This window comes from Dechloromonas agitata is5, assembly GCF_000519045.1.
Classification (GTDB): domain Bacteria; phylum Pseudomonadota; class Gammaproteobacteria; order Burkholderiales; family Rhodocyclaceae; genus Azonexus; species Azonexus agitatus.
This window is the reverse complement of record NZ_KI912532.1, coordinates 2595867-2614488: the sequence shown is the minus strand read 5'-3', so window position 1 is coordinate 2614488 and position 18622 is coordinate 2595867. Positions and strand designations below refer to the sequence as shown.

Genomic DNA, 18622 nt, shown 5'->3' with positions numbered 1-18622 from the left:
TAATCCGCACCTCATATTTGCGCCACACCGCCCCACCCCGCAGGCAACCGAGAAATTGAAAAACCCCAGCATGAACCCACTGCATCAGGAACTGAAGGTCTTCATCATCGAAGCGATGAACCTTGAAGACATCACCCCCAGCGACATCGGCGACGACATGCCGCTATTTGCCGACGACGGTCTCGGACTGGACTCGATCGACGCATTGGAACTGGTACTTGGCCTCAAGAAAAAGTACGGCATCTCCATCGAGGCCAGCGACGAGGCGTCACGCCAGCATCTGCGCTCCATCGAAACGCTGGCCGCCCTGGTGACGGCCAAACAGCAGAATCGCCAAACCTGATCTCCAGTCAACAGGCACAAAAAAAGCGGGGAACCCCCGCTTTTTCTTTGTCTGGACACTCACTTACTTGTCCTTGGCCTCCAGCGCAACCTGGTTGATCTCGACCTTGTAACGAGCGCGCAGGGCAGCCAGGTAGGTCTGAACCTCTTCCTTCGACAAGAGTGCACCCAGTTGCTGGAGCATGCCCTTGCGCGCTGCGTCATCCATCTTGTCCCCAGGAAGCACCTTGCCCAGTTTGAGCAGTGCATAGCCTTCGCCCGGCAGTTCGACACCGGCATAGGCCGGCAGCTTGCCGGCATCCATGCGGAAAACAGCCTGTGCGGCAAGTGGCGGAATGCCACGCGCATCGAGTCGCGACACCGTCTTGACCGCTCCCCAACCCAGTTTGTCTTCGCCCTTCTTCAGCGCCTCCAGACGCTCGGCACCATCGCGGGCTGCCAAGACAAGCGCTTCCTTGCGCTTCAACAGGGTCTCGATACCCGCCTTGACACTATCGAAGGGCTGCAAGGCAGCGGCCTTGTAATCGAGGATGCGGGCTGCCACCAAGGTATTGGGTGCAACTTCCACCGCCTCAGTATTGCGCTTGTTCTGGATCGAATCCCCAGAGAACAGGGCTGCCAGGATCTTTTCATTACCCAGCACGCCATTGGCCGGCGCGGCCTGGCGCCCCAGCCAGTCGGACTGTTTGATGGTCAGTTTGAATTTCTCGGCCACGGGAGCCAGGCTGTCCGCTTGTTCGTAAACCATGTTGCTGAAGGCTTCGGCTGCTTCGGCAAACTTGCGCGACGCTGCCGTTTTCTTCAACTCGGCCTCGATTTCGTCCTTGACCTCGGCCAGCGGCTTTTCCTTGGCGGCGTGAACGCCGGTCAGCTTGATGATATGGAAACCAAAGTCAGATTCGACAACACCGGAAACTTCCCCATCCTTGAGTCCAAAGGCGCTGTCCTCGAAGGATTTGACCATCATGCCGCGGGCGAAGAAGCCGAGATCGCCCCCCTTGGCGGCCGAACCCGGGTCGTCGGAATGTTTCCTGGCCAGATCTGCGAAAGCAGCTGGCGTCTTACGGATTTCGGTGAGCAACTCCTCCGCCTTGGCTTTGGCCTTGTCCTTACCACCCTTTTCCGAGGAAATCAGGATATGGCTGGCACGGCGCTCTTCCGGTTGCACATAGCGCTCCTTGTGACTGTCGTAGGCTGCCTTGATCTCGGCCTCGCTGACGGACAGTTGGGCACCGATGGTTTCCATCGACAGGACGACATATTCCGCCTTGGCTTGTTCCGGCGTCTGGAACTGGGCACTGTTCTCGTCGTAGAACTTCCGGGCGGCATCATCAGGCAGTTTGACCTTGTCGAGATAGCTGTCGAGGCTCAGGCGATATTCGGCCACCTCGCGCTTTTCGGTCTGCAGGGCGAGCAGGCGATCACCGACCGTACGGGAAACAATGCCGGACTGCCCGATCGCACCGGCCAATTGCTGCAAGGTCAGATCCTGGCGCAACTGCGCCTCGAACCCCTGCGGCGACATACCCTGAGCGCGCAAGGCCGCTTCGTAGCGCTCATTCGAGAACTTGCCATCCACCTTGAAGGCATCGACTCCCGCAATCGCCCGGCGCACCGCATCATCGCTGGCAAACATGTGGTTCTTGCCAGCCTCGACGAGGAGCAGGCGCTGGTTAATCAGGTCGTCGAGAATGGCCTTGCGTGCCTCCGGGTTGTCCAGTAGTTTGGGATCAAACTGGGCACCAAGTTGAGTGCGCAACCGCTCCTGCTGCTCGCGCAGCGTTTGCTGGAACTGTTGCTGGGTGATCTTCATGTCGCCGATGGCGGCGACATCGCCGCCAGTACCGGAATTGCGCATGTAGGAATCGACGCCAAAAAAGGCGAACGGCAGGGTGATCAGCGCAAGGAACACCTGGACGATGCGTTTGTTGTTGCGGACTGCGTCGAACATGAGCAGAAAAATCCTTCGAATGCGTTCAGAAGGGCAAGACGGCCTTGCCCAAAAGCGGCAATGATACCGTAGTTTTGTCCTCGCCCTATTTGCTCGGAAATCGGTGAAACAGCCTCCCGGCCGCTACCGGGTAGCAGGCTAATCGAACAGGCCGGGCTGTAGCGGGCGCAGGTTTTCCTGCTTGATGGTCAGGCGTACTGGCACGCCTTGCCGGCCGATTGCCTCGACCACCATGCGACCGCCCGACGCCTCGGCCAGCACCCGCACATTGCGCTCGGATTTGCTGCTCCGCCCGCGATAGACGACGACGGTGCCGGCACTGGGCAATGAACAAGCTTTGTCTGTGGACATGGTTGCGCCCCGGCGAATTCGACGGGCGAAGGCTACCAATCAATAGTCAAAACACGAAAACTGTACATATATACAGTTATTGGTTAATCTTCGCTATAAATAACAACTGTTCATCCATACAGTAAGCGTAACATCACAAACGGAGGCTCTGATCATGGAACGCATTCAGAAACTGTTCGAACTTCTGGCCGGCATCTCTGCCGAGGAAAACGCCCGTCTGGCGCGCGCCAAGGCCATATTTGCCGATCGCGACATCGATCTCGACGTACTACAACTACCTGCCTGCTGGCGTCGCAAGCAACGAACTGCCCTACAATAAAAAGGGCTTTACCGATCGACGCCCCCCTAAATATCGCATGCCCTCCGAACCAATCACCTACCTCGCCGGCCGTGTTTGTGTTCTCGCCGGCGATCTGACTGAACAAGCGGTGGACGCCATCGTCAATGCTGCCAACAGCAGTTTGCTCGGTGGCGGCGGGGTGGATGGAGCAATTCACCGGCATGGGGGTCCAGCCATTCTGCAGGCCTGCCGCAACCTGCGCACTAGCCTTTGGCCAAATGGCTTGCCGGCTGGCCAAGCAGTCATCACAACTGGGGGCGATCTGCCGGCCCGCTACGTGATTCACACTGTCGGCCCCATCTATGGCCGACATGGCGGGCACGAAGCCGAATTGCTCGCCGATTGCTATCGGAACGCCCTCGCACTGGCAGCCGGCCACGGACTGCGACGCCTCGCCATACCGGCCATTGCGACAGGCATCTACGGCTACCCGGCGGATGAAGCGGCGCGAATCGTATCGCTCACATTATGCGAAACCCTGCCCAAACACCCGGAAATCGAGGAGATCAGGCTTGTCTTTTTCAGCGACGAACAACGCGACATCTTTCTGGCCCACCAGTGTTTTGCCGGTAATTGTCGCTAACCCCCATTTGTCCAAGGGCGGCGCTGCGGCATAATTGATCCCCTGAGCCAGCCGCAGCTTCTGCCTGTGGCCGTATACCACCCGGAGAAACGACGCATGAAGCGTATCGACATCGACCGCGCCATACGCTTGCACAACCAATGGCGGCGCCAGTTCCTGAATGCCTTTGCCGGCGGCGCCTATGCCGACATGCCTCTGTCGGAGCACCGCTGCTGCACACTCGAACTTGAACTGACACGGCAGGTGGCCGAAGGGAACAACAGCATCCTGGCCGCCCTGCTCGCTGCCGACCGGCACTTCCATGCCCTGGCCAACGAAATTATTGACTTGAGCAACAACGGACTGGGCGACTCGGCCGACCTGTTGCTACCCGACCTGAACGAAGCTGCTCATCGGCTGATCGCACATCTGGACGACGCACGCCCCATCTGCGACAGCAAATCGCCGGACTGAACATACCGGGCAGCACCACCCGGTGCCCCCAACGCTGGGAGAGCCTCCCTCCCCTTGGCCCTACTTCCGACCGATGGCTGTCAGGTCCGGCAGGGTACCGTAAATGTGAACCGGAACCCGCACGGATGACACGGAGGTCTGCAGGGTCACGGCCATGCTGCCATCAACCTGCCCGTCGCGCCCGGCAACGAACTGGCCGGATGCTGTCACCATGCCGGCCTCCATGCGAAGGTCTTTCGAAACGACCTGACTTGGCGTGACATTGACCGTTGCACGCAAGCGATCGAATTTGGTCGTCCCGGCGCGCACCTCAGAAACACCGTTGCGCCTTGCCGCCTCGCCCAGATCGACGCCATGCAGCGCCCCACGGGTCACCTCAGTATCCAGGACCGCCTCGACATCCCGCCACAAACCGGCCCAATCACGGCTGCCGGAGCGCATGCGGAGCGTGCCACTGACCTCCCCCTCCAGTTTCAGGCGCGGCGCGAAGGCTGCAGCGAGCTTGCGCGCATCGATCCGGCTCAAACTGGCATCGCCCGCCATGGCCAGCCCGCTGCTCCAGTCGAGTAGCCAGTTACCGCGCAGAATGCCGCCCAAAAAGGTGGTATCGATGTTCTGGATCAGCAGTTTTTCCGGTTGCAACACCCCTTTCGCCTGCAAGGAGGCGAAGGAAGCGGTCGGTCCCAAAGGCTGCCAGGCCCGGCCCTCGATATTCAAGGCAACGCCGAGCGGACTGGGCTGCGCTTCGATCAGCAAACTGCGATCGGCGCTCTCGATGCTCGCTTTTTCCAGTTGCGCACCGGGCAGGAAGCTCAATTCACCGAAAGCATCCTGAAGGCCAACCCCCTCGGCCAGCATTATCTCGGAATGCTCGATCAGCACCTTGCCAACGGTCAGCACAGCCGGCTTGGCGGTTTCGTTCCGGAAAAACGGCATGGCAACCAGTTGCCGGCTCGGCAAACGTGCCCCGCTGACATGGATTCGCCCAACGGTAAACGGTGCCGAGCCAAGCAGGGCCAAGGGGGAACCAACCCGAACTTCCGCGACGCTACCCTCTCCCGCCTGACCAATACGCAGGCTGCTGAGCCGCAGATGAGGCACCGGATAAAAGGCCATGTCCACCCGCTCGATCCGGACCGGCGCCCCGACAAAATCCGACGCCGCCGCCTCGATGGCCGGTTTGAATCGATCATAGGGATACAGGACCAGCGTACCGGCAGCTAGCAGCAGCGCAGCCCCCATGCCAAGCGCAATACGCCGCAGCGTAAGGATGGGCGATGCGCGCTCCACGGTCGAAAATTCGGGCGCGGGCCGATCCGGCGGCGGCGCCACAGAGGGCTTGAATGCGCTATCCGGCTTTACATTCCGGGTCGGCAAAATCGGCTTGCCAAAGGATGAAAAATTGCTGGCGGCACTGGCGGCGCTGGCCGACATGCCGGAATCCGCGCCCATCGCGCTTCGCGGTCCGAATACGGAAAACTGCGACAGCGGCTCCGTCGCATCGGATTCACCTGCCGCCTGAGCAGCCTTCCTCGTTTCTTCCCAAACCGATGCAGCCACGAGAGCGGGAGCGATGTACCCCCCCTCCTCCAATTCGCGCAGAGCCGCATGCACCAAGCGAGGATTGCCGATCTTGTTTGACAACTCCTCAACGCTCATCTTGCCGTCCACCTGGACCAACACCATACGCAGATTGCGTTGCACGACGCGGGTGCTTTGCCTGACCGCCTCATCCCCGATCGGGGTTTTGGCATAAATGAGATTGGCGTCCATATATCGGCTTTTATTGTTGTTGAGCAGGGGCAAACGGCTTGACCGAAGGGAATTCTACTCCTATAATGCGCCTCTCTGTTCCCCGATAGCTCAGTCGGTAGAGCGCCGGACTGTTAATCCGTAGGTCCCTGGTTCGAGCCCAGGTCGGGGAGCCAACCCAATACAGATTTGGGCACTTCAATTGAAGTGCCCTTTTTTGTATCTGCGACGGCCATCGCAAGCTTCTCCTTGCTGCCCGTGACCAGCACCTCACCGCCGGTGACTCTGACCTCATTGACCAAGCAGTTGAGATACGCCTTGCCAAAGCCGCTGGAGCGATCCAGCAGTTTTTCCCGTAGTGCCTTGCAGAAGTTGGAGACCTGCCCCGCCTGGATTTCCGGAAGCGCACGACGACGGCTGAAGCGATTCATCTTGCTGACTACTTCCTCACGCTGGGCTTGCAGCTTCTCGCTGCGGACCCGCAGAGTTTGGTCAAGCGGGAAGAGGCCTTTCTCCACCGCTTCGTAGAGCCGGGCTGTCGCCTTGTCGAGTTCCTCCATCTCTTTCTGCAAACCGGCAATCTCGTTCTTCTCCTTGTTCTGGCACGCCTCAATTTCACCCCGTAATTCGGTCAGCATCGCCATGACCCGTTCAGGCGTAAAAACCTGCTCGGCCAGCAGACCGAGAATGGCATCATCGAGCTTGTCCATCGGCATTGCCGGGTTCTCACAGAGGTGATTACCTTTGCACGTACGGGTAGCACACTTGTAATAGCGATACTTGCCTCCCTTGCCCGTCACCAGGGTCATCCCCGCGCCACAGAGTCCGCACTTGGCGATCCCCGTCAGCAGTGTTTTGGACCCCACGATGGCCGGATTGACCACATCAGCACTACGTGAAGCTTTGCGCTGCTGAACGGTCTCGAATGTATTCCGGTCGATGATGGCTGGTACGGACATGTGAATCCATTCGGCCTCGGGCTTCTTCTCGCCGGTTTTGTTGCACACCCGGTTGAAATAAAAATCGCCGACATAGGTGCTGTTCGACAGGACTTCATGCACGCGCCCGCGAGTCCACGTCGTTCCACGATGGGTGTAGCCCAGACGGTTCAATTCCGTGGCAATGAGCTTAGCCCCCTGGCCAGCGCCACTGTCACCCCGCAAGTACCCCTCAAATATCTGGCGAACAATTCGGGCTTCCATCTCGTCAATGACCAAGCGCTTCTTGACCTTGTCCTTGCTGACCGTGACCACCTCGGTGGTATAACCAAATGGCGGACGCGAGCCATTCCAGTAGCCCTGACGCGCGTTCTCCCGCATCGCCCGCAGGGTGTGCTTGCCGTTTTCCTTACTCTGGTATTCGTCGAATATCGAAAAAATCTTGCGAGCCATCTCCCCTGAGGGGTCATCGCTCGTCTGCTGCGTAATCGAAATGAGCTTGACCCCGCACTGGTTGAGCCGGCGCTCGTACAAGGCAAACTCCAGCGAGTCACGGTAAAAGCGTGACAGGCTGTGCACAATCACCGCCTCATACGGCGACGGCTTTTGGCAAGCCTCGGCAATCAATTCCTGAAATGCAGGCCGCCGGTCATCGGTGCCGGATGCCCCTTTTTCGATGAACGCTTTCGCGACGACATAGCCATGCTGCTCGCACCACTCCCGCATTTGCTTGATTTGGTCGGGAATGGACAAGTCCTTCTCGAACTGACGTACAGTTGAGACACGTCCATAGAGTGCGACAGCCATGATTATTCCTCGCTATCAACGGCAGATTCGGTCATTAGCTGCCCGAGGAGTTCCGGTAGCAGCCCCGAAATCAACGCCAACTCTGCAGCGCTCGGTTGAGCAGTCACTGGCGCGCGAAGTGCCAATTGGCAGATGATTCTAGGTACCTTAGCAGATTCTGCCGAAGGCATGCCAGGGTGATTTTTGATTGGCAGGGAAAGTTCGATGATGCGAGACATGATGGGCACTCAAAGTGAGTGCCCGTGCGGGTTGGATGGGGTGTCCTGGTGCGCCTTACTATCATCATGTCCTCAGAGAAACCCCGTCACGGGCAGATTAAAAAAGTATCTGCCCGGAGGGGCATTGCGATGTATAGCGATCAGACGAGCAAGTTTCCGAATTTTTTTCGAAATCAACAGAAGCATCGCCCGTCCCTGAAGCCATCAATCCTGGCCGGCGCTCCAGTTCCTCGGCCGGCGTAGCTGCGAGCGTGCGCTCAGCGAGGCAATTGCATGGGAACTGCTGAACCACAGTTGTCGAACCTGTTCGATGGTCTCTGCCGCAAAACGGTAGCCCCTCGGGAAGGCCTGACGGGCTGTTGGCATCAACTCGGCAATGTCGGCACATGCGCTACTGACGGTGAGGAGAAGCCGCTGCAAGCGTTTCTCCGGCGATTCGACTGGCTCGCGCGAAGGACACTCATTCACCACCCGCGCCTCCAGCACACGCTGGGTACCAGCCTGTAGTTCCAGGAGGAGGCGCTGAAACTCAGCTGAGCCGGTCAATGTGAGGTAGCCCGGCATTTCCGGGATGTCTGTCAGTCCCTGAACGACATGACCAAGGGCAGCCACCAGGGCTTTACCTTGACGGATAGCCTCTTCCTGCTGATGCCGGATTCTTGCCGGCCTCAGCACCTCGTTATTGATACGGGCAATCAACGCCTGGTAACGTGCGGGTTGGCCTCGAGTTGCCTCACGCAGTGCCGTCTCGAATGGGGCCGGTATGTCGGTTGCTTTCCTTGAGAACGAGGCCAGGTAGGTCTGTATCGAAGCTCCACGCCCGTCGGGCAGTCGAACATACTGATTGGCGTAAAGCATGACGCTCGTCGCGTTAAGTTTCAGGTAGACTGAATTCGGTGATGGGGTCGGCATTGGGCGTATCTCCGGTGAGTGATACCCGGTATAGCGATGTCTCACGCATTTCACGCCAGGCTGATCCGCGACCGGAAGCCCATCCTCACCCATCGGTGAGCACTCAGGGTGAGGCGGGTATTGCCCCGCCAACCCGCCGGGGTGAGACCGCTTGGTGGCCTCCCGCTCACCCGCAAATCTAGCCGGTGAGGACTATCCGCTCACCGTGACTCACCTTCTGCGTGTAATAGAGCACCGGCAGCTCCCCCGAGTGTCCCAAACGCCGCGCCGACAGACACAGCGCCCGAGTCTGCTCACGTACGCCATGAAACCCGGGCTGACGCGCGAGTCGCTCCAGGAATTCGGACATCCCCTGTTCGTTCCGGCGACCAGCGATGTTTTGCAGCATCAGGTAATGCTCAGCCATTTCAGATTTTGGGCGGCGCCACGTCCAACGGGTGCCCCCACGCGTGGCGTGACGGACCAACTCGTACCCCAGCCAGTTCAGCCGTGGCTTGTCCGTGACCAGTTGCAGTTGTTCGCGCTCGAGGCCAGCCCCGTTCGTTGCGAGCAGCAGCCAGTGCGCGGCCGGCGTATCCGGCGGCCAGTAAATGACCATCAATGCATTGGCCAGGCCATCCCGCTTGCGAGTCAGTCGTTGCGCCGGCGTGGCCCCAATGCCGTACAAGCGGTGAAATTTGTTGGCAAGCGTGATGACCTTGTCAGAGGAAACAACGCCTGCGGTAAAGCGGACATAGCCGCGAGGGACGACGTCAAGGATGCGGGACAGTGCGGCGGTTTTGCTATGGGCAATGGGGGTAGTAGGTGGCATGGGTGCGGGATTCCGTTTCGTTGGGCTATATCCCCGTATAGGAATCCCGCACCCATGCAGTGTGATTTGTTGTGACGAAGTCACACATATTGATGTTCCAACTATTTTTGCGGACATCGCTATACCTCACAGGACACTCGCGAGCAGCCGACGCAGGTCGACTGAGAGCGCATGCCGTGGCGGTCTGCCCAGAGTGCCTGATCACTCGGGTTCTCTGGGCAGACCGCCAACTGCAAACACACTGCCGAAAGGCAAGCTGGATCGCCAATCCAGCAGGTTGAAGATCGCCTATCTTCAACCGAGCAAACGCTGAAGCGCAGTGCCCGTAGTTGGGCTCGCTGCGCTACGCTGGGCGCTCCGGGGTGCAACTCCCCGGTTCGACCCAATCGCACGTCCCCGCTCGTTGCAAGCAAGCGACCAGCGAGAACCGGGGCAATAGGATAACGACGTTGGGCGACCATGAAACGGCATCTGGCAGGAAATGGCCTGATGACCTGGTTGCGAGTGAAAGCGGGTAGATAGTCCCGCCAACGGGGCGTACCGGAAGGGCGCAACGTCTGCCGCACACGATGGCTGATGAGCATGCAGCGATGCATGAGGGCTGCAAGGGGAAACCTGGCGCAGTTGGCACCTCGGGAAACCGGGGGTCTCTGGATAGCTCAAGCGTGTAACGGCACCCACGAGGGTGCTGTGCGGAGTTCCGTAGAGCCATAGGCATGAAGCCGTGGTTCGTCGTCGATGAAGCATGACCTGAGTACCCCAGCCGCTATGGAACATCGGGCGGGGGAAATCCAAGGAAAGCCGGAAGGCTAGGGAAATGTGGAGACAGTGGCGCTACGGAACGCAGTAGCTGCAATCTAAATGGGGAGCCTCTCTCCTGACCATGACGGGTGGCACCGTGTGGCACGACGGAGAGAGAGGGAGACTCGGTGACTAGGGTTTGACCAATTGGACGATACGACCGAAGTCGATTGGGAACTGCATACGCAGTGGCGAGGCTGGCACCTCGTCCCGAAAGCCGGGAGCGTTTGCGACAGTGTGTTCCCCGTGAGGGGAAAAAAGGGCTTGGCAGCCCGTTGCAGGTTTGCGGCCTGCCCGATCGCTTGGCGGCGATGGGGCAGACAGCATCGTTTGGCGACGATGTGAGCGCGAAAGGGTTCGGCGAAGTTTGCCGAGCATGACTAACTATTTTCCGGGCACCCCGTTTTGCGGGGTGCCTGTCTTGGATCGCGTTCCTTTGCCTTGACAGGCGTGAGGCGGGAAACGACACTTTGCGCGCTGCTGAGACAAAGGCAGCCGGGGGTGAGAGCCCGACTTGGAGATGCGAGGTGAAGCCAGAGCTTGACCTCGCCGCTTGGTATGCCTATGGGCGACCGGGCGGGGGGAGCCTCAGTGCTCGCCGGTGCTCCATCGGTCTCTCAACCCCTGTTTCGGTCGCCCACCCGATTGAGAGCGGATGTGCGACTTCATTTCACGAACTGGAGCACACCATGCAAATCCATACCCCCCAGACGGACCTCCGCCACGTCACTGGTCACCACGAATTCTGTGTATTTGATGATGGCACTGAATCCCATTCACTGCTCGCGGTCCAGGCCGGCATCCCGATCACCCAGGCGCTTGCCGTTGCTGAGCGGATTTTTGAATGTGTTGGCGAATTTGAGTGCGAAAACCAGCAGTCGGGGCAGCACAGCCCGATGAGCCAATGGGCATCGCGTTGGCTGCTGACGATCGCCGAGGCACTGGTGGTGTCGGCGCGCAAAGGCAACGTTGGTACGAAGCTGATTCCATGATTTGATATTTGCCCCCTTCTCATGGGAAGGGGGCTATCGTTGATTGCTGGGCAGCCGCTCCTCGGCCTTTGCCGCCGTTAGCTGATCGGTCAATGTCGGTCAGCAGTCCAGCAGTAAGCTGCCGTTGGGGCCTTCATCATGGCGACAGGCAGCTTTCTCATTTAGCAAATACGTGCTCCCGACCCAATCCGGTCTTTCGCCGTTTTGTTGTTCAAACGGGAGCTTTCTGAGTGAAGCGGCCATAGGGAACATCTAGCCAGTAGCGGCACGTCGGCCAAAGTGGATGATTGTGGCCCGTTTCTTTCGATGACTGGCCTCGGGGCCAGTGTTTCACCCCTGGCCCGATCCCGATAATGGCGACATGCGCTTTCTGCATCGCTCACGCAGTGCAGAAGAATGCAAAAGCAAAATCCACGTCGCTTACCGACCTGATTATTCAGGCGTCTGGAAAAGGAAATCCCATGAAAGCCCCTCAGATTATTCGTACGACTCTCGTTGCTGGCGCACTGGTGCTCAGCACATTCGCAGCAGCCGCTGATGCAGTGAATAGCAGCGTAGTCCCCACGCAAGGCCAAGCCTTGAAATTCCAGCAAATCCGCAATGCCACCATCAAGCTGGACTATGCAGGAACCACCTTCCTGATTGATCCGATGCTGGCCGTCAAAGGCGCTTACAAAGGCTTCGAAGGCACGCCGCGCAGCCATCTGCGCAATCCATTGGTGGATTTACCCATGCCGGTCAGCGAAGTGATCAAGGCCGACGCCGTCATTCTGACGCACTTGCATGACGATCATTGGGATCATGCCGCCCGTAACCTGATTCCACGCAACATGCCGATTTTTACGCAAAACCAGCAAGACGCCAGCAAGGTGCGGGAAGATGGATTTACCGATGTGCGCGTGCTTGCCGAACAGGGCACGGACTTCAAGGGCACCCGCCTTTACAAGACTGGCGGGCAGCACGGCAGCGATAAGATGTATGCCACTCCCGGCTTGCGTGAGTTGCTGGGCGAGGCCATGGGGATCGTGTTTCAGCGGCCCGGATTCAAAACCACCTATGTGGTGGGAGACACCATCTGGCGCAAGGACGTTGATTCGGCCCTCAGCCGCTTCAAGCCTGATGTCATTTTCCTGAACACCGGGTACGCGCAGGTGCTTGGCTTCGAGGGCTCCATCATCATGGGCAAGGAAGACATGCTCCGTGCTTACCAGATGATGCCGCAGGCCAGAATCGTTGGTATCCACATGGATACGGTCAATCACGCCATGCTGACCCGGGCGGAACTGCGCGCCTTTATCAAGGAGAAGAAGATGGACACGCAACGCGCTCTGGTTCCAGAAGACGGTGACGCCTATTCATTCTGAGTCAGCAACAGACTATCCTGAGCTGTGACACGGCGGGGCGGACCATGAAGGTCTGCCCCGCATTTCCATTTCAAAGGATGTGACATGAAGCCTCCCGTCGTGGCTGTAGTGGCCTATCAACACTTCAGCCCCTATCACCTGTCCGTGCCCTGCCTGATTTTCAGTGACGAGATTCTGAACGGACAGAAACTCTTCTCCCTCAAGGTCAGCGCAGAGAGCAGTACACCAGTGCGGGCTTCCTATGGCATCAGCCTGGCCGCCTCACACGGGCTGGAGGTACTGCAAGACGCCGATATCGTGATCATTCCGGGCTGGCACGATCCCGCCACACCGCCGTCGCCCGAACTTATCGCGGCCTTGCGCAGCGCTCACGCCCGAGGCGCCCGCATCGTGGGCCTGTGTCTGGGAACCTACGTGCTGGCCTACGCCGGATTGCTCGATGGCCACCGGGCGGCAACACACTGGGAAGCTGAGAGCGACTTCACGCGCCGATTCCCGCAAGTCTGTCTGGATGCCAATGCGCTCTACGTGGATGACCAAGGGATCGTCACCTCAGCCGGTACCGCTGCGGGCGTCGATTGCTGCCTGTACCTGGTGCGCAGCTATTACGGCAGCCGCATCACCAACCAGATCGCCCGGCGCATGGTGGTGCCCAGTTACCGCGAGGGCGGGCAGGCCCAGTTTATTGAACGGCCAGTTCCGGTTTCTACGCTCGATGCACGAATCAACGCGCTACTGACTTATCTGCGCGAGAACCTGAACGAAAAGTTGTCGCTGGATGCCTTGGCACAGCAAGCGCATATGAGCCGGCGTACCCTCACGCGCAGTTTTCATCAAGCAACCGGCATGTCTGTTGGGGAATGGCTACAGGCCGAACGCCTGCACCGGACACAGGAACTCCTGGAGTCCAGCGCCCACGGCGTAGAAGCTATCGCAGGACTGGTTGGATTCGGCACGGCGACGGCGCTGCGTCAGCAATTCAAACAGACCTTCGGCGTTTCTCCAGTCGAGTGGCGAAAGCAATTCCGGAAAGTGGATTTCTGAGTATTGATTCTGCCAGTGGCGATGCACCGTCCGGAGTCGTGCCCACAGCTGTCATTGCCAAGAGAGATGTTGGGCGTCTGTTTTGGCCGAGGACCGGAAGTCGGCCTTTGCGGCCATTGGAAAAGCCTTTACTCAACGGCAGCTATGTAGCCAGTTCCGGCAATTGGTAAGTCAATGCGCGCTCTAGGAAAGTGGGGCGTTTGGATGCCCAAATGAAGAAGGCCCGACAGGTTTCCCTGCCGGGCCGGATTCGGTCGTCACCCGGAGGTGACACCTTATTGTAGCAACGGCTCTCACCCCGGAAAGCTACATGGCGTTATTCTACGCACTTTGAATATCGAACTGCAAATCATGAGTGCGGCATACATCCTCGGCTTGGACATCGGCATCGCATCGGTCGGCTGGTGCGTACTTGGTGAAACCCACATCATCGACTTGGGCGTGCGCGCCTTCGACAAGGCTGAAACAGCCAAGGAAGGGGAATCGCTGAATCTCGCCCGGCGCAATGCGCGCCTGATGCGACGGCGCTTGTTCCGGCGGGCGTGGCGGTTGAAGAAGCTGGCCCGCCTGTTGAAAAGTGAAGGTCTGATCGCCGATGCCAAGGCATTCCAGCCCGAGCACGCTTTCACCCGCCCGCTCTGGCAATTGCGCGTCGACGGCCTCGACCGCCGCCTGAACGACGAAGAATGGGCACGCGTCATCTACCATCTCTGCAAACACCGGGGCTTCCATTGGATCAGCCGCGCCGAAGCAAAGCAAGCCGAGGGCGACAGCAAGAGCGAAGGCGGTAGGGTCAAGCAGGGGTTGGCTGGTACGGCCAAGCTGATGGCGGAAAAAGGCTATCGCAGCGCGGCCGAAATGGTGCTGGGCGAATTCCCGGAGGCGCAACGCAACAAACAGGGCGAATACACCAAAGCCCTGGCGCGGGAACTGCTCGCCAAGGAACTGGCACTGCTCTTCGAAAAACAACGAGAGTTCGGCAATCCCCACGCATCCAGCACGCTGCAAACCGCCATCCTCGGCAACGGCGACAAGAAGTCCGGATTGTTCTGGCAGCAAAAACCAGCCCTCGCCGGGGCCCACTTGCTCAAGATGCTCGGCACCTGCACCTTCGAAAAAGGCGAATACCGCGCCCCCAAAGCCAGCTTCACCGCCGAACGCCACGTCTGGCTGACGCGCCTGAACAATCTGCGCATCGTCACCGATGGTGTCACCCGCCAACTGACCGAGCAGGAACGCCAACTCTGCCTGCCCTTGCCTTACCAACAAGCCGGCGACCTGACCTACAAGCAACTCGGCACGGCGCTGATCAAAGCCGGGCTGCTGGAAGCCGGCAGCTTCAAATTCACCGGTCTCGCCTACCCGACCGAAGCGCAAAAAGCCGAAGGCAAGGCCAAAGACCCCGAATCCGCCACGCTGATCAAAATCCCCGCCTGGCAGGAACTGCGCCAAACACTGAGCAAGGCCGGCCTCGACGACGAGTGGAAAAAGCTCTCGGGCGATGCACTCTGCGGTCAACCGGAAATCTTCGACCAAATTGCCTGGGTGCTCAGTGTCTACAAGGATGACGACGAAGTCTGCGCCGAACTCGCCAAACTGCCGCTCCCCAACCACGACGCGCTCATCGACGGCCTGCTCAATATCCGTTTCGACAAATTCCACGCCCTGTCGCTAAAAGCCCTGCGCGCCATTGTCCCGCCCATGGAAAAAGGGCTGCGCTACGACGAGGCCTGCCTTGAGGCTGGCTATCACCACAGCCAGTTGCACAAGGTCGGCGAAGGCGAACACAAATATCTGCCGCCGCTCTACGCCGGGCGCGACAAGGACGGCAGAATGCTCTTCGCCGAAGATGCCGACATTCCGCGCAACCCCGTCGTCCTGCGTTCACTGAACCAGGCGCGCAAGGTGGTCAATGCCATCATCCGCCGCTATGGTTCACCGGCTGCGGTCCACATCGAAATGGCTCGCGATCTCTCGCGCCCCCTCAACGAGCGCAACAAGATCAAGAAGGAGCAGGACGAATACCAGGCCCGGAATCAGCGCGACCGAGAACAGTTCATCGAATTGTTCGGCCATCCCCCCAAAGGCCTGGAGTTCGAAAAATGGCGCCTGTACCGGGAGCAAAACGGGCAATGTGTTTACTCGCAGAAGCCGCTGGCGCCGTCAGGCAACGTTGCCGAAATCTTCCTCGAAGGCTCCACCGAAATTGACCACGCCCTGCCCTACTCGCGCAGTTTCGACGACAGCAAGAACAACAAGGTGCTGGTCCTGACCCGCGAAAACCGCGACAAGGGCAACCGCACGCCTTACGAATATCTGGGCGGTGCCGAAAACAGCGAACGCTGGCAGCGCTACGTCGCCTTTGTCGAAGCGAACAAGGCATATCGGCTGGCCAAGCGCACCCGCCTGCTGCGCAAGGATTTCGGTGCCAAGGAAGCTGAGGAATTCCGCGAACGCAACCTGAACGACACCCGCTATATCTGCCGTTTTTTCAAGAACTACGTCGAACAACATCTGAAACTGGCGGAAGGCAGTGAGGCTAAGCGCTGCGTCGTCATCAGCGGACAACTGACCAACTTCCTGCGCGCCCGCTGGGGACTGCTCAAGGTGCGTTCCGACAGCGACCGCCACCATGCGCTGGATGCGGCCGTTGTCGCGGCCTGTAGTCACAGCATGGTTCAACGCCTCTCCAATTACTCGCGCACCCGAGAACTGGAACAGGTCCGTGATGGCTTCGTTGATATCGAAACCGGCGAAATCGTCAATCCAGCGATGCATCAGCAACTGCGCGAGCATTTCCCCGATCCGTGGCCCTACTTCCGGCACGAACTCGAAGCCCGCCTGAAGATCGATTCGCCGGAATTGCTGCGCGAAGAAATGGCGCGCCTAGGCAGTTACAGCGAGGAAGAACTCGCAACCCTCAAACCCTTGTTCGTTTCCCGCGCAGTACAGCGTCGAGGCAGCGGAGCTATTCACGAGGAAACCATTCGCTCATCCAAGCGAATTGCCAATAACCAAAGTCATGTAAGAGTCTCGCTTCAAAAACTCAAGTTGGCTTCGCTTTCAAACATCGTAGGCGCTGGCGATCCTCGAAACGCTTCGCTAATCGATCTGCTGCAAAAACGCTTGATCGAATTCAAGGACGATGCGAAACGCGCCTTTGCCGAGCCCATTTTCAAACCTTCCTGCGACGGCAACGGGCCACAGGTCAAAACCGTCAAACTAATTTCAACTCAAAAGGGGGGAATGAAAGTTCGCGGAGGTGTCGCTGAGCTTGGTGACATGCTGCACGTTGACGTGTTTCGCGATGGAAAGCGGATTCTGATCGAACCTGCCTACATGGCTCACAATTCCGCTCGAATCGCACCTAGCTCTATCCCTGACAGTGCAGAGTTTCTGTTCTCTCTGACCAAAAATGATTTAGTAGCCGTTGCGCTCGGGGATGTCACCTATCAAGGGTACTTTGTCATGTACGAAAGCGATGGCCGTCTAACTCTTCGTGCCCACGACCAACCCAAGCCGGACAAAGACTATTTCCGGAAATCCGTGGCGAGCGCAAAACGAATCCAAAAATTCCACGTCGACACCCTCGGCAACATCTACCCCGCCCCGCCGGAGAAACGTCGTGGGCTGGCGTAGTGTGATGATCTCCCGGCCGGCCAAGCTGCGCCGGGAACATTTTTCCCTGGCCATCGAGCAGGAACACACTGCCTTCGTTCCCTTCGAGGACATTGCCATTATTGTCCTCAACCACCGCGAAATCCAGCTGACCCACCCCGTCCTCTCAGCCTGCGCCGATTACGGTATCGGCCTCTACGCCACCGGCGACAACCACCAGCCCAACGGCGTCTTCCTACCGTTTCTCGCGCACTCCCGCACCACGCGCCTGATGCGCAAACAGATGGAGATTCCCCGCCCCTTGGCCAAGCAGGCCTGGGCCAGCATTGTTCGGCGCAAGATCGAAAACCAGGCGGCGGTGCTGCGTTTTTGCGCAAAAGCCGGGGTTGACCGTATGGATTCCTACGCCCGGCGCGTGCGTTCAGGCGACACGGAAAACCTCGAAGGTCAGGCCGCCGCTTTCTATTTCACTCAACTTTTCGGCCAGGACTTTTATCGCGCCGAAGAACGCTGGGTCAATGCCGCGCTCGATTATGGCTATGCCGTTTTGCGCGGCGCCATTGCCCGGGGACTGGTCGCCCACGGCATGCACCCGCCCATCGGTCTCTTCCACGCCAGCGAACAAAACGCCTTCAATCTGGCCGACGACCTGATCGAACCCTTTCGCCCCCTGGTCGACCTGCATGTCGCCAAGAATCCGGCTTTCACCGAAGGCGATCTCAGCCCGCAGGACAAGGCAGAACTGGTTGCCCTGCTCAACGTCGATGTTGGCATGCCGCAAGGCAAGATGTCCGCACTATCCGCTATCGAATACGCGGTCGAGAGCCTTGCCCGGCTCTTCGAGGAAGGCAACAGCGAACTCGAACTTCCAGCCTTGATCGGCTTGCAGGCGCATCGGCTGGAATGCTAAGGCATGGGATTGGAGACACGACGTTTCATGCGACTCATCGTCTTCTTCGATCTGCCCATGGTCACCAAGACCGAAAAACGCGCCTACGTCCAGTTTCGTCGCTTCCTGCTCAACGACGGGTACGACATGATCCAGTGGTCCGTCTACGCCCGCTTGCTGAACGGCAACGACGACCACGAAAAACACCTCAAACGCCTGATCGATAGCCTCCCGCCCGCCGGCTCCATTCGCTGCATGACCGTCACGGAAAAGCAGTTCGTCGGCATTCGCCTGCTGGTCGGCATGCCACTTTTTCAGGAAAAAACGGTTCCGGCGAACCAGATGCTGCTGTTCTGACGCAAATTTGCATGAAAAAATTCCCGCTCAGCTAAGCCGGGCGGGAATTTCAGTTTGGTCAATTGTAGCTTTCCGGGGTGAGAGAGGGAGCTACAACGA

General features: G+C 58.8%; 17 protein-coding genes and 1 tRNA gene. 11 read left to right on the top strand and 7 right to left on the bottom strand.

Annotated features, from left to right (window positions below; translation table 11 throughout):
- The first annotated feature begins 55 nt into the window (after positions 1 to 55).
- Complete coding sequence (locus K420_RS0112745) at positions 56 to 343, top strand: phosphopantetheine-binding protein (protein WP_269746431.1); 288 nt, start codon at positions 56 to 58, stop codon at positions 341 to 343.
- A gap of 63 nt (positions 344 to 406) precedes the next feature.
- Here K420_RS0112745 and K420_RS0112740 read toward each other — a convergent pair whose 3' ends face one another.
- Positions 407 to 2293, bottom strand: a complete 1887-nt coding sequence (locus tag K420_RS0112740) for a SurA N-terminal domain-containing protein (protein ID WP_027458401.1) — start codon at positions 2291 to 2293, stop codon at positions 407 to 409.
- Positions 2294 to 2431: 138 nt separating this feature from the next.
- Positions 2432 to 2644: a hypothetical protein gene (locus K420_RS18960; protein ID WP_035854809.1), complete on the bottom strand. Its 213-nt coding sequence runs from the start codon at positions 2642 to 2644 to the stop codon at positions 2432 to 2434.
- A 154-nt stretch (positions 2645 to 2798) separates the two neighbouring features.
- Between K420_RS18960 and K420_RS20735 the strand changes: the two genes are divergently transcribed.
- From K420_RS20735 to K420_RS0112720, 3 genes are all read left to right on the top strand, one after another.
- The gene (locus K420_RS20735) at positions 2799 to 2963 is read left to right on the top strand and encodes a hypothetical protein (protein ID WP_198293844.1); all 165 of its coding nucleotides are present in this window, start codon (positions 2799 to 2801) and stop codon (positions 2961 to 2963) included.
- 37 nt (positions 2964 to 3000) lie between these two features.
- The gene (locus K420_RS0112725; RefSeq protein ID WP_051453122.1) at positions 3001 to 3567 is read left to right on the top strand and encodes an O-acetyl-ADP-ribose deacetylase; all 567 of its coding nucleotides are present in this window, start codon (positions 3001 to 3003) and stop codon (positions 3565 to 3567) included.
- Positions 3568 to 3663: 96 nt separating this feature from the next.
- Positions 3664 to 4020: a CZB domain-containing protein gene (locus tag K420_RS0112720; RefSeq protein WP_027458399.1), complete on the top strand. Its 357-nt coding sequence runs from the start codon at positions 3664 to 3666 to the stop codon at positions 4018 to 4020.
- Between the two features lie 60 nt (positions 4021 to 4080).
- On the opposite strand, the gene K420_RS0112715 is transcribed toward K420_RS0112720, so the two are convergent.
- Positions 4081 to 5793, bottom strand: a complete 1713-nt coding sequence (locus K420_RS0112715; protein ID WP_027458398.1) for an AsmA-like C-terminal region-containing protein — start codon at positions 5791 to 5793, stop codon at positions 4081 to 4083.
- A 79-nt stretch (positions 5794 to 5872) separates the two neighbouring features.
- Between K420_RS0112715 and K420_RS0112710 the strand changes: the two genes are divergently transcribed.
- Positions 5873 to 5948, top strand: a tRNA-Asn gene (locus tag K420_RS0112710).
- Here K420_RS0112710 and K420_RS21185 read toward each other — a convergent pair.
- The 4 genes from K420_RS21185 to K420_RS0112695 form a co-directional block, all read right to left on the bottom strand.
- On the bottom strand, positions 5907 to 7517 hold the full coding sequence (locus tag K420_RS21185) for a recombinase family protein (protein ID WP_408605885.1): 1611 nt from the start codon (positions 7515 to 7517) through the stop codon (positions 5907 to 5909). The two genes, K420_RS0112710 and K420_RS21185, sit on opposite strands and share 42 nt — an antisense overlap.
- 2 nt (positions 7518 to 7519) lie before the next feature.
- On the bottom strand, positions 7520 to 7735 hold the full coding sequence (locus tag K420_RS20515) for a hypothetical protein (protein WP_157275087.1): 216 nt from the start codon (positions 7733 to 7735) through the stop codon (positions 7520 to 7522).
- A 204-nt stretch (positions 7736 to 7939) separates the two neighbouring features.
- Positions 7940 to 8593, bottom strand: coding sequence for a hypothetical protein (locus K420_RS0112700; RefSeq protein ID WP_027458397.1), 654 nt, complete (start codon positions 8591 to 8593; stop codon positions 7940 to 7942).
- 232 nt (positions 8594 to 8825) lie between these two features.
- A complete protein-coding gene (locus K420_RS0112695) occupies positions 8826 to 9458 on the bottom strand; it encodes a hypothetical protein (RefSeq protein ID WP_035854808.1) in 633 nt (210 codons plus the stop codon).
- 1490 nt (positions 9459 to 10948) lie between these two features.
- Here K420_RS0112695 and K420_RS0112690 point away from each other — a divergent pair.
- The 6 genes from K420_RS0112690 (at position 10949) to cas2 (ending at position 18523) form a co-directional block, all read left to right on the top strand.
- Entirely contained in the window at positions 10949 to 11251 is a 303-nt protein-coding gene (locus K420_RS0112690) for a DUF3077 domain-containing protein (protein ID WP_027458395.1), read from the top strand.
- A 461-nt stretch (positions 11252 to 11712) separates the two neighbouring features.
- Complete coding sequence (locus K420_RS0112685; protein WP_027458394.1) at positions 11713 to 12615, top strand: MBL fold metallo-hydrolase; 903 nt, start codon at positions 11713 to 11715, stop codon at positions 12613 to 12615.
- 84 nt (positions 12616 to 12699) lie between these two features.
- Complete coding sequence (locus K420_RS0112680; protein ID WP_027458393.1) at positions 12700 to 13659, top strand: GlxA family transcriptional regulator; 960 nt, start codon at positions 12700 to 12702, stop codon at positions 13657 to 13659.
- 351 nt (positions 13660 to 14010) lie between these two features.
- A complete protein-coding gene (cas9, locus tag K420_RS0112675; protein WP_027458392.1) occupies positions 14011 to 17298 on the top strand; it encodes a type II CRISPR RNA-guided endonuclease Cas9 in 3288 nt (1095 codons plus the stop codon).
- Entirely contained in the window at positions 17285 to 18187 is a 903-nt protein-coding gene (gene cas1, locus K420_RS0112670) for a type II CRISPR-associated endonuclease Cas1 (RefSeq protein WP_027458391.1), read from the top strand. The genes cas9 and cas1 overlap by 14 nt, the downstream gene beginning before the upstream one ends.
- 27 nt (positions 18188 to 18214) lie before the next feature.
- Positions 18215 to 18523 carry a CRISPR-associated endonuclease Cas2 gene (gene cas2, locus K420_RS0112665; RefSeq protein WP_027458390.1) on the top strand — a complete coding sequence of 103 codons (309 nt, stop codon included), beginning with the start codon at positions 18215 to 18217 and terminating at the stop codon, positions 18521 to 18523.
- Positions 18524 to 18622 lie beyond the last annotated feature (99 nt).

Coding starts and splice junctions, on each gene's coding strand:
- K420_RS20515 (WP_157275087.1), bottom strand. CDS start 7,735: ATGTCTCGCATCATCGAACTTTCCCTGCCAATCAAAAATCACCCTGGC.
- K420_RS0112725 (WP_051453122.1), top strand. CDS start 3,001: ATGCCCTCCGAACCAATCACCTACCTCGCCGGCCGTGTTTGTGTTCTC.
- K420_RS0112695 (WP_035854808.1), bottom strand. CDS start 9,458: ATGCCACCTACTACCCCCATTGCCCATAGCAAAACCGCCGCACTGTCC.
- K420_RS18960 (WP_035854809.1), bottom strand. CDS start 2,644: ATGTCCACAGACAAAGCTTGTTCATTGCCCAGTGCCGGCACCGTCGTC.
- K420_RS0112680 (WP_027458393.1), top strand. CDS start 12,700: ATGAAGCCTCCCGTCGTGGCTGTAGTGGCCTATCAACACTTCAGCCCC.
- K420_RS21185 (WP_408605885.1), bottom strand. CDS start 7,517: ATGGCTGTCGCACTCTATGGACGTGTCTCAACTGTACGTCAGTTCGAG.
- K420_RS0112720 (WP_027458399.1), top strand. CDS start 3,664: ATGAAGCGTATCGACATCGACCGCGCCATACGCTTGCACAACCAATGG.
- K420_RS20735 (WP_198293844.1), top strand. CDS start 2,799: ATGGAACGCATTCAGAAACTGTTCGAACTTCTGGCCGGCATCTCTGCC.
- K420_RS0112700 (WP_027458397.1), bottom strand. CDS start 8,593: ATGCTTTACGCCAATCAGTATGTTCGACTGCCCGACGGGCGTGGAGCT.
- cas9 (WP_027458392.1), top strand. CDS start 14,011: ATGAGTGCGGCATACATCCTCGGCTTGGACATCGGCATCGCATCGGTC.
- K420_RS0112690 (WP_027458395.1), top strand. CDS start 10,949: ATGCAAATCCATACCCCCCAGACGGACCTCCGCCACGTCACTGGTCAC.
- cas2 (WP_027458390.1), top strand. CDS start 18,215: ATGCGACTCATCGTCTTCTTCGATCTGCCCATGGTCACCAAGACCGAA.
- K420_RS0112740 (WP_027458401.1), bottom strand. CDS start 2,293: ATGTTCGACGCAGTCCGCAACAACAAACGCATCGTCCAGGTGTTCCTT.
- K420_RS0112685 (WP_027458394.1), top strand. CDS start 11,713: ATGAAAGCCCCTCAGATTATTCGTACGACTCTCGTTGCTGGCGCACTG.
- K420_RS0112715 (WP_027458398.1), bottom strand. CDS start 5,793: ATGGACGCCAATCTCATTTATGCCAAAACCCCGATCGGGGATGAGGCG.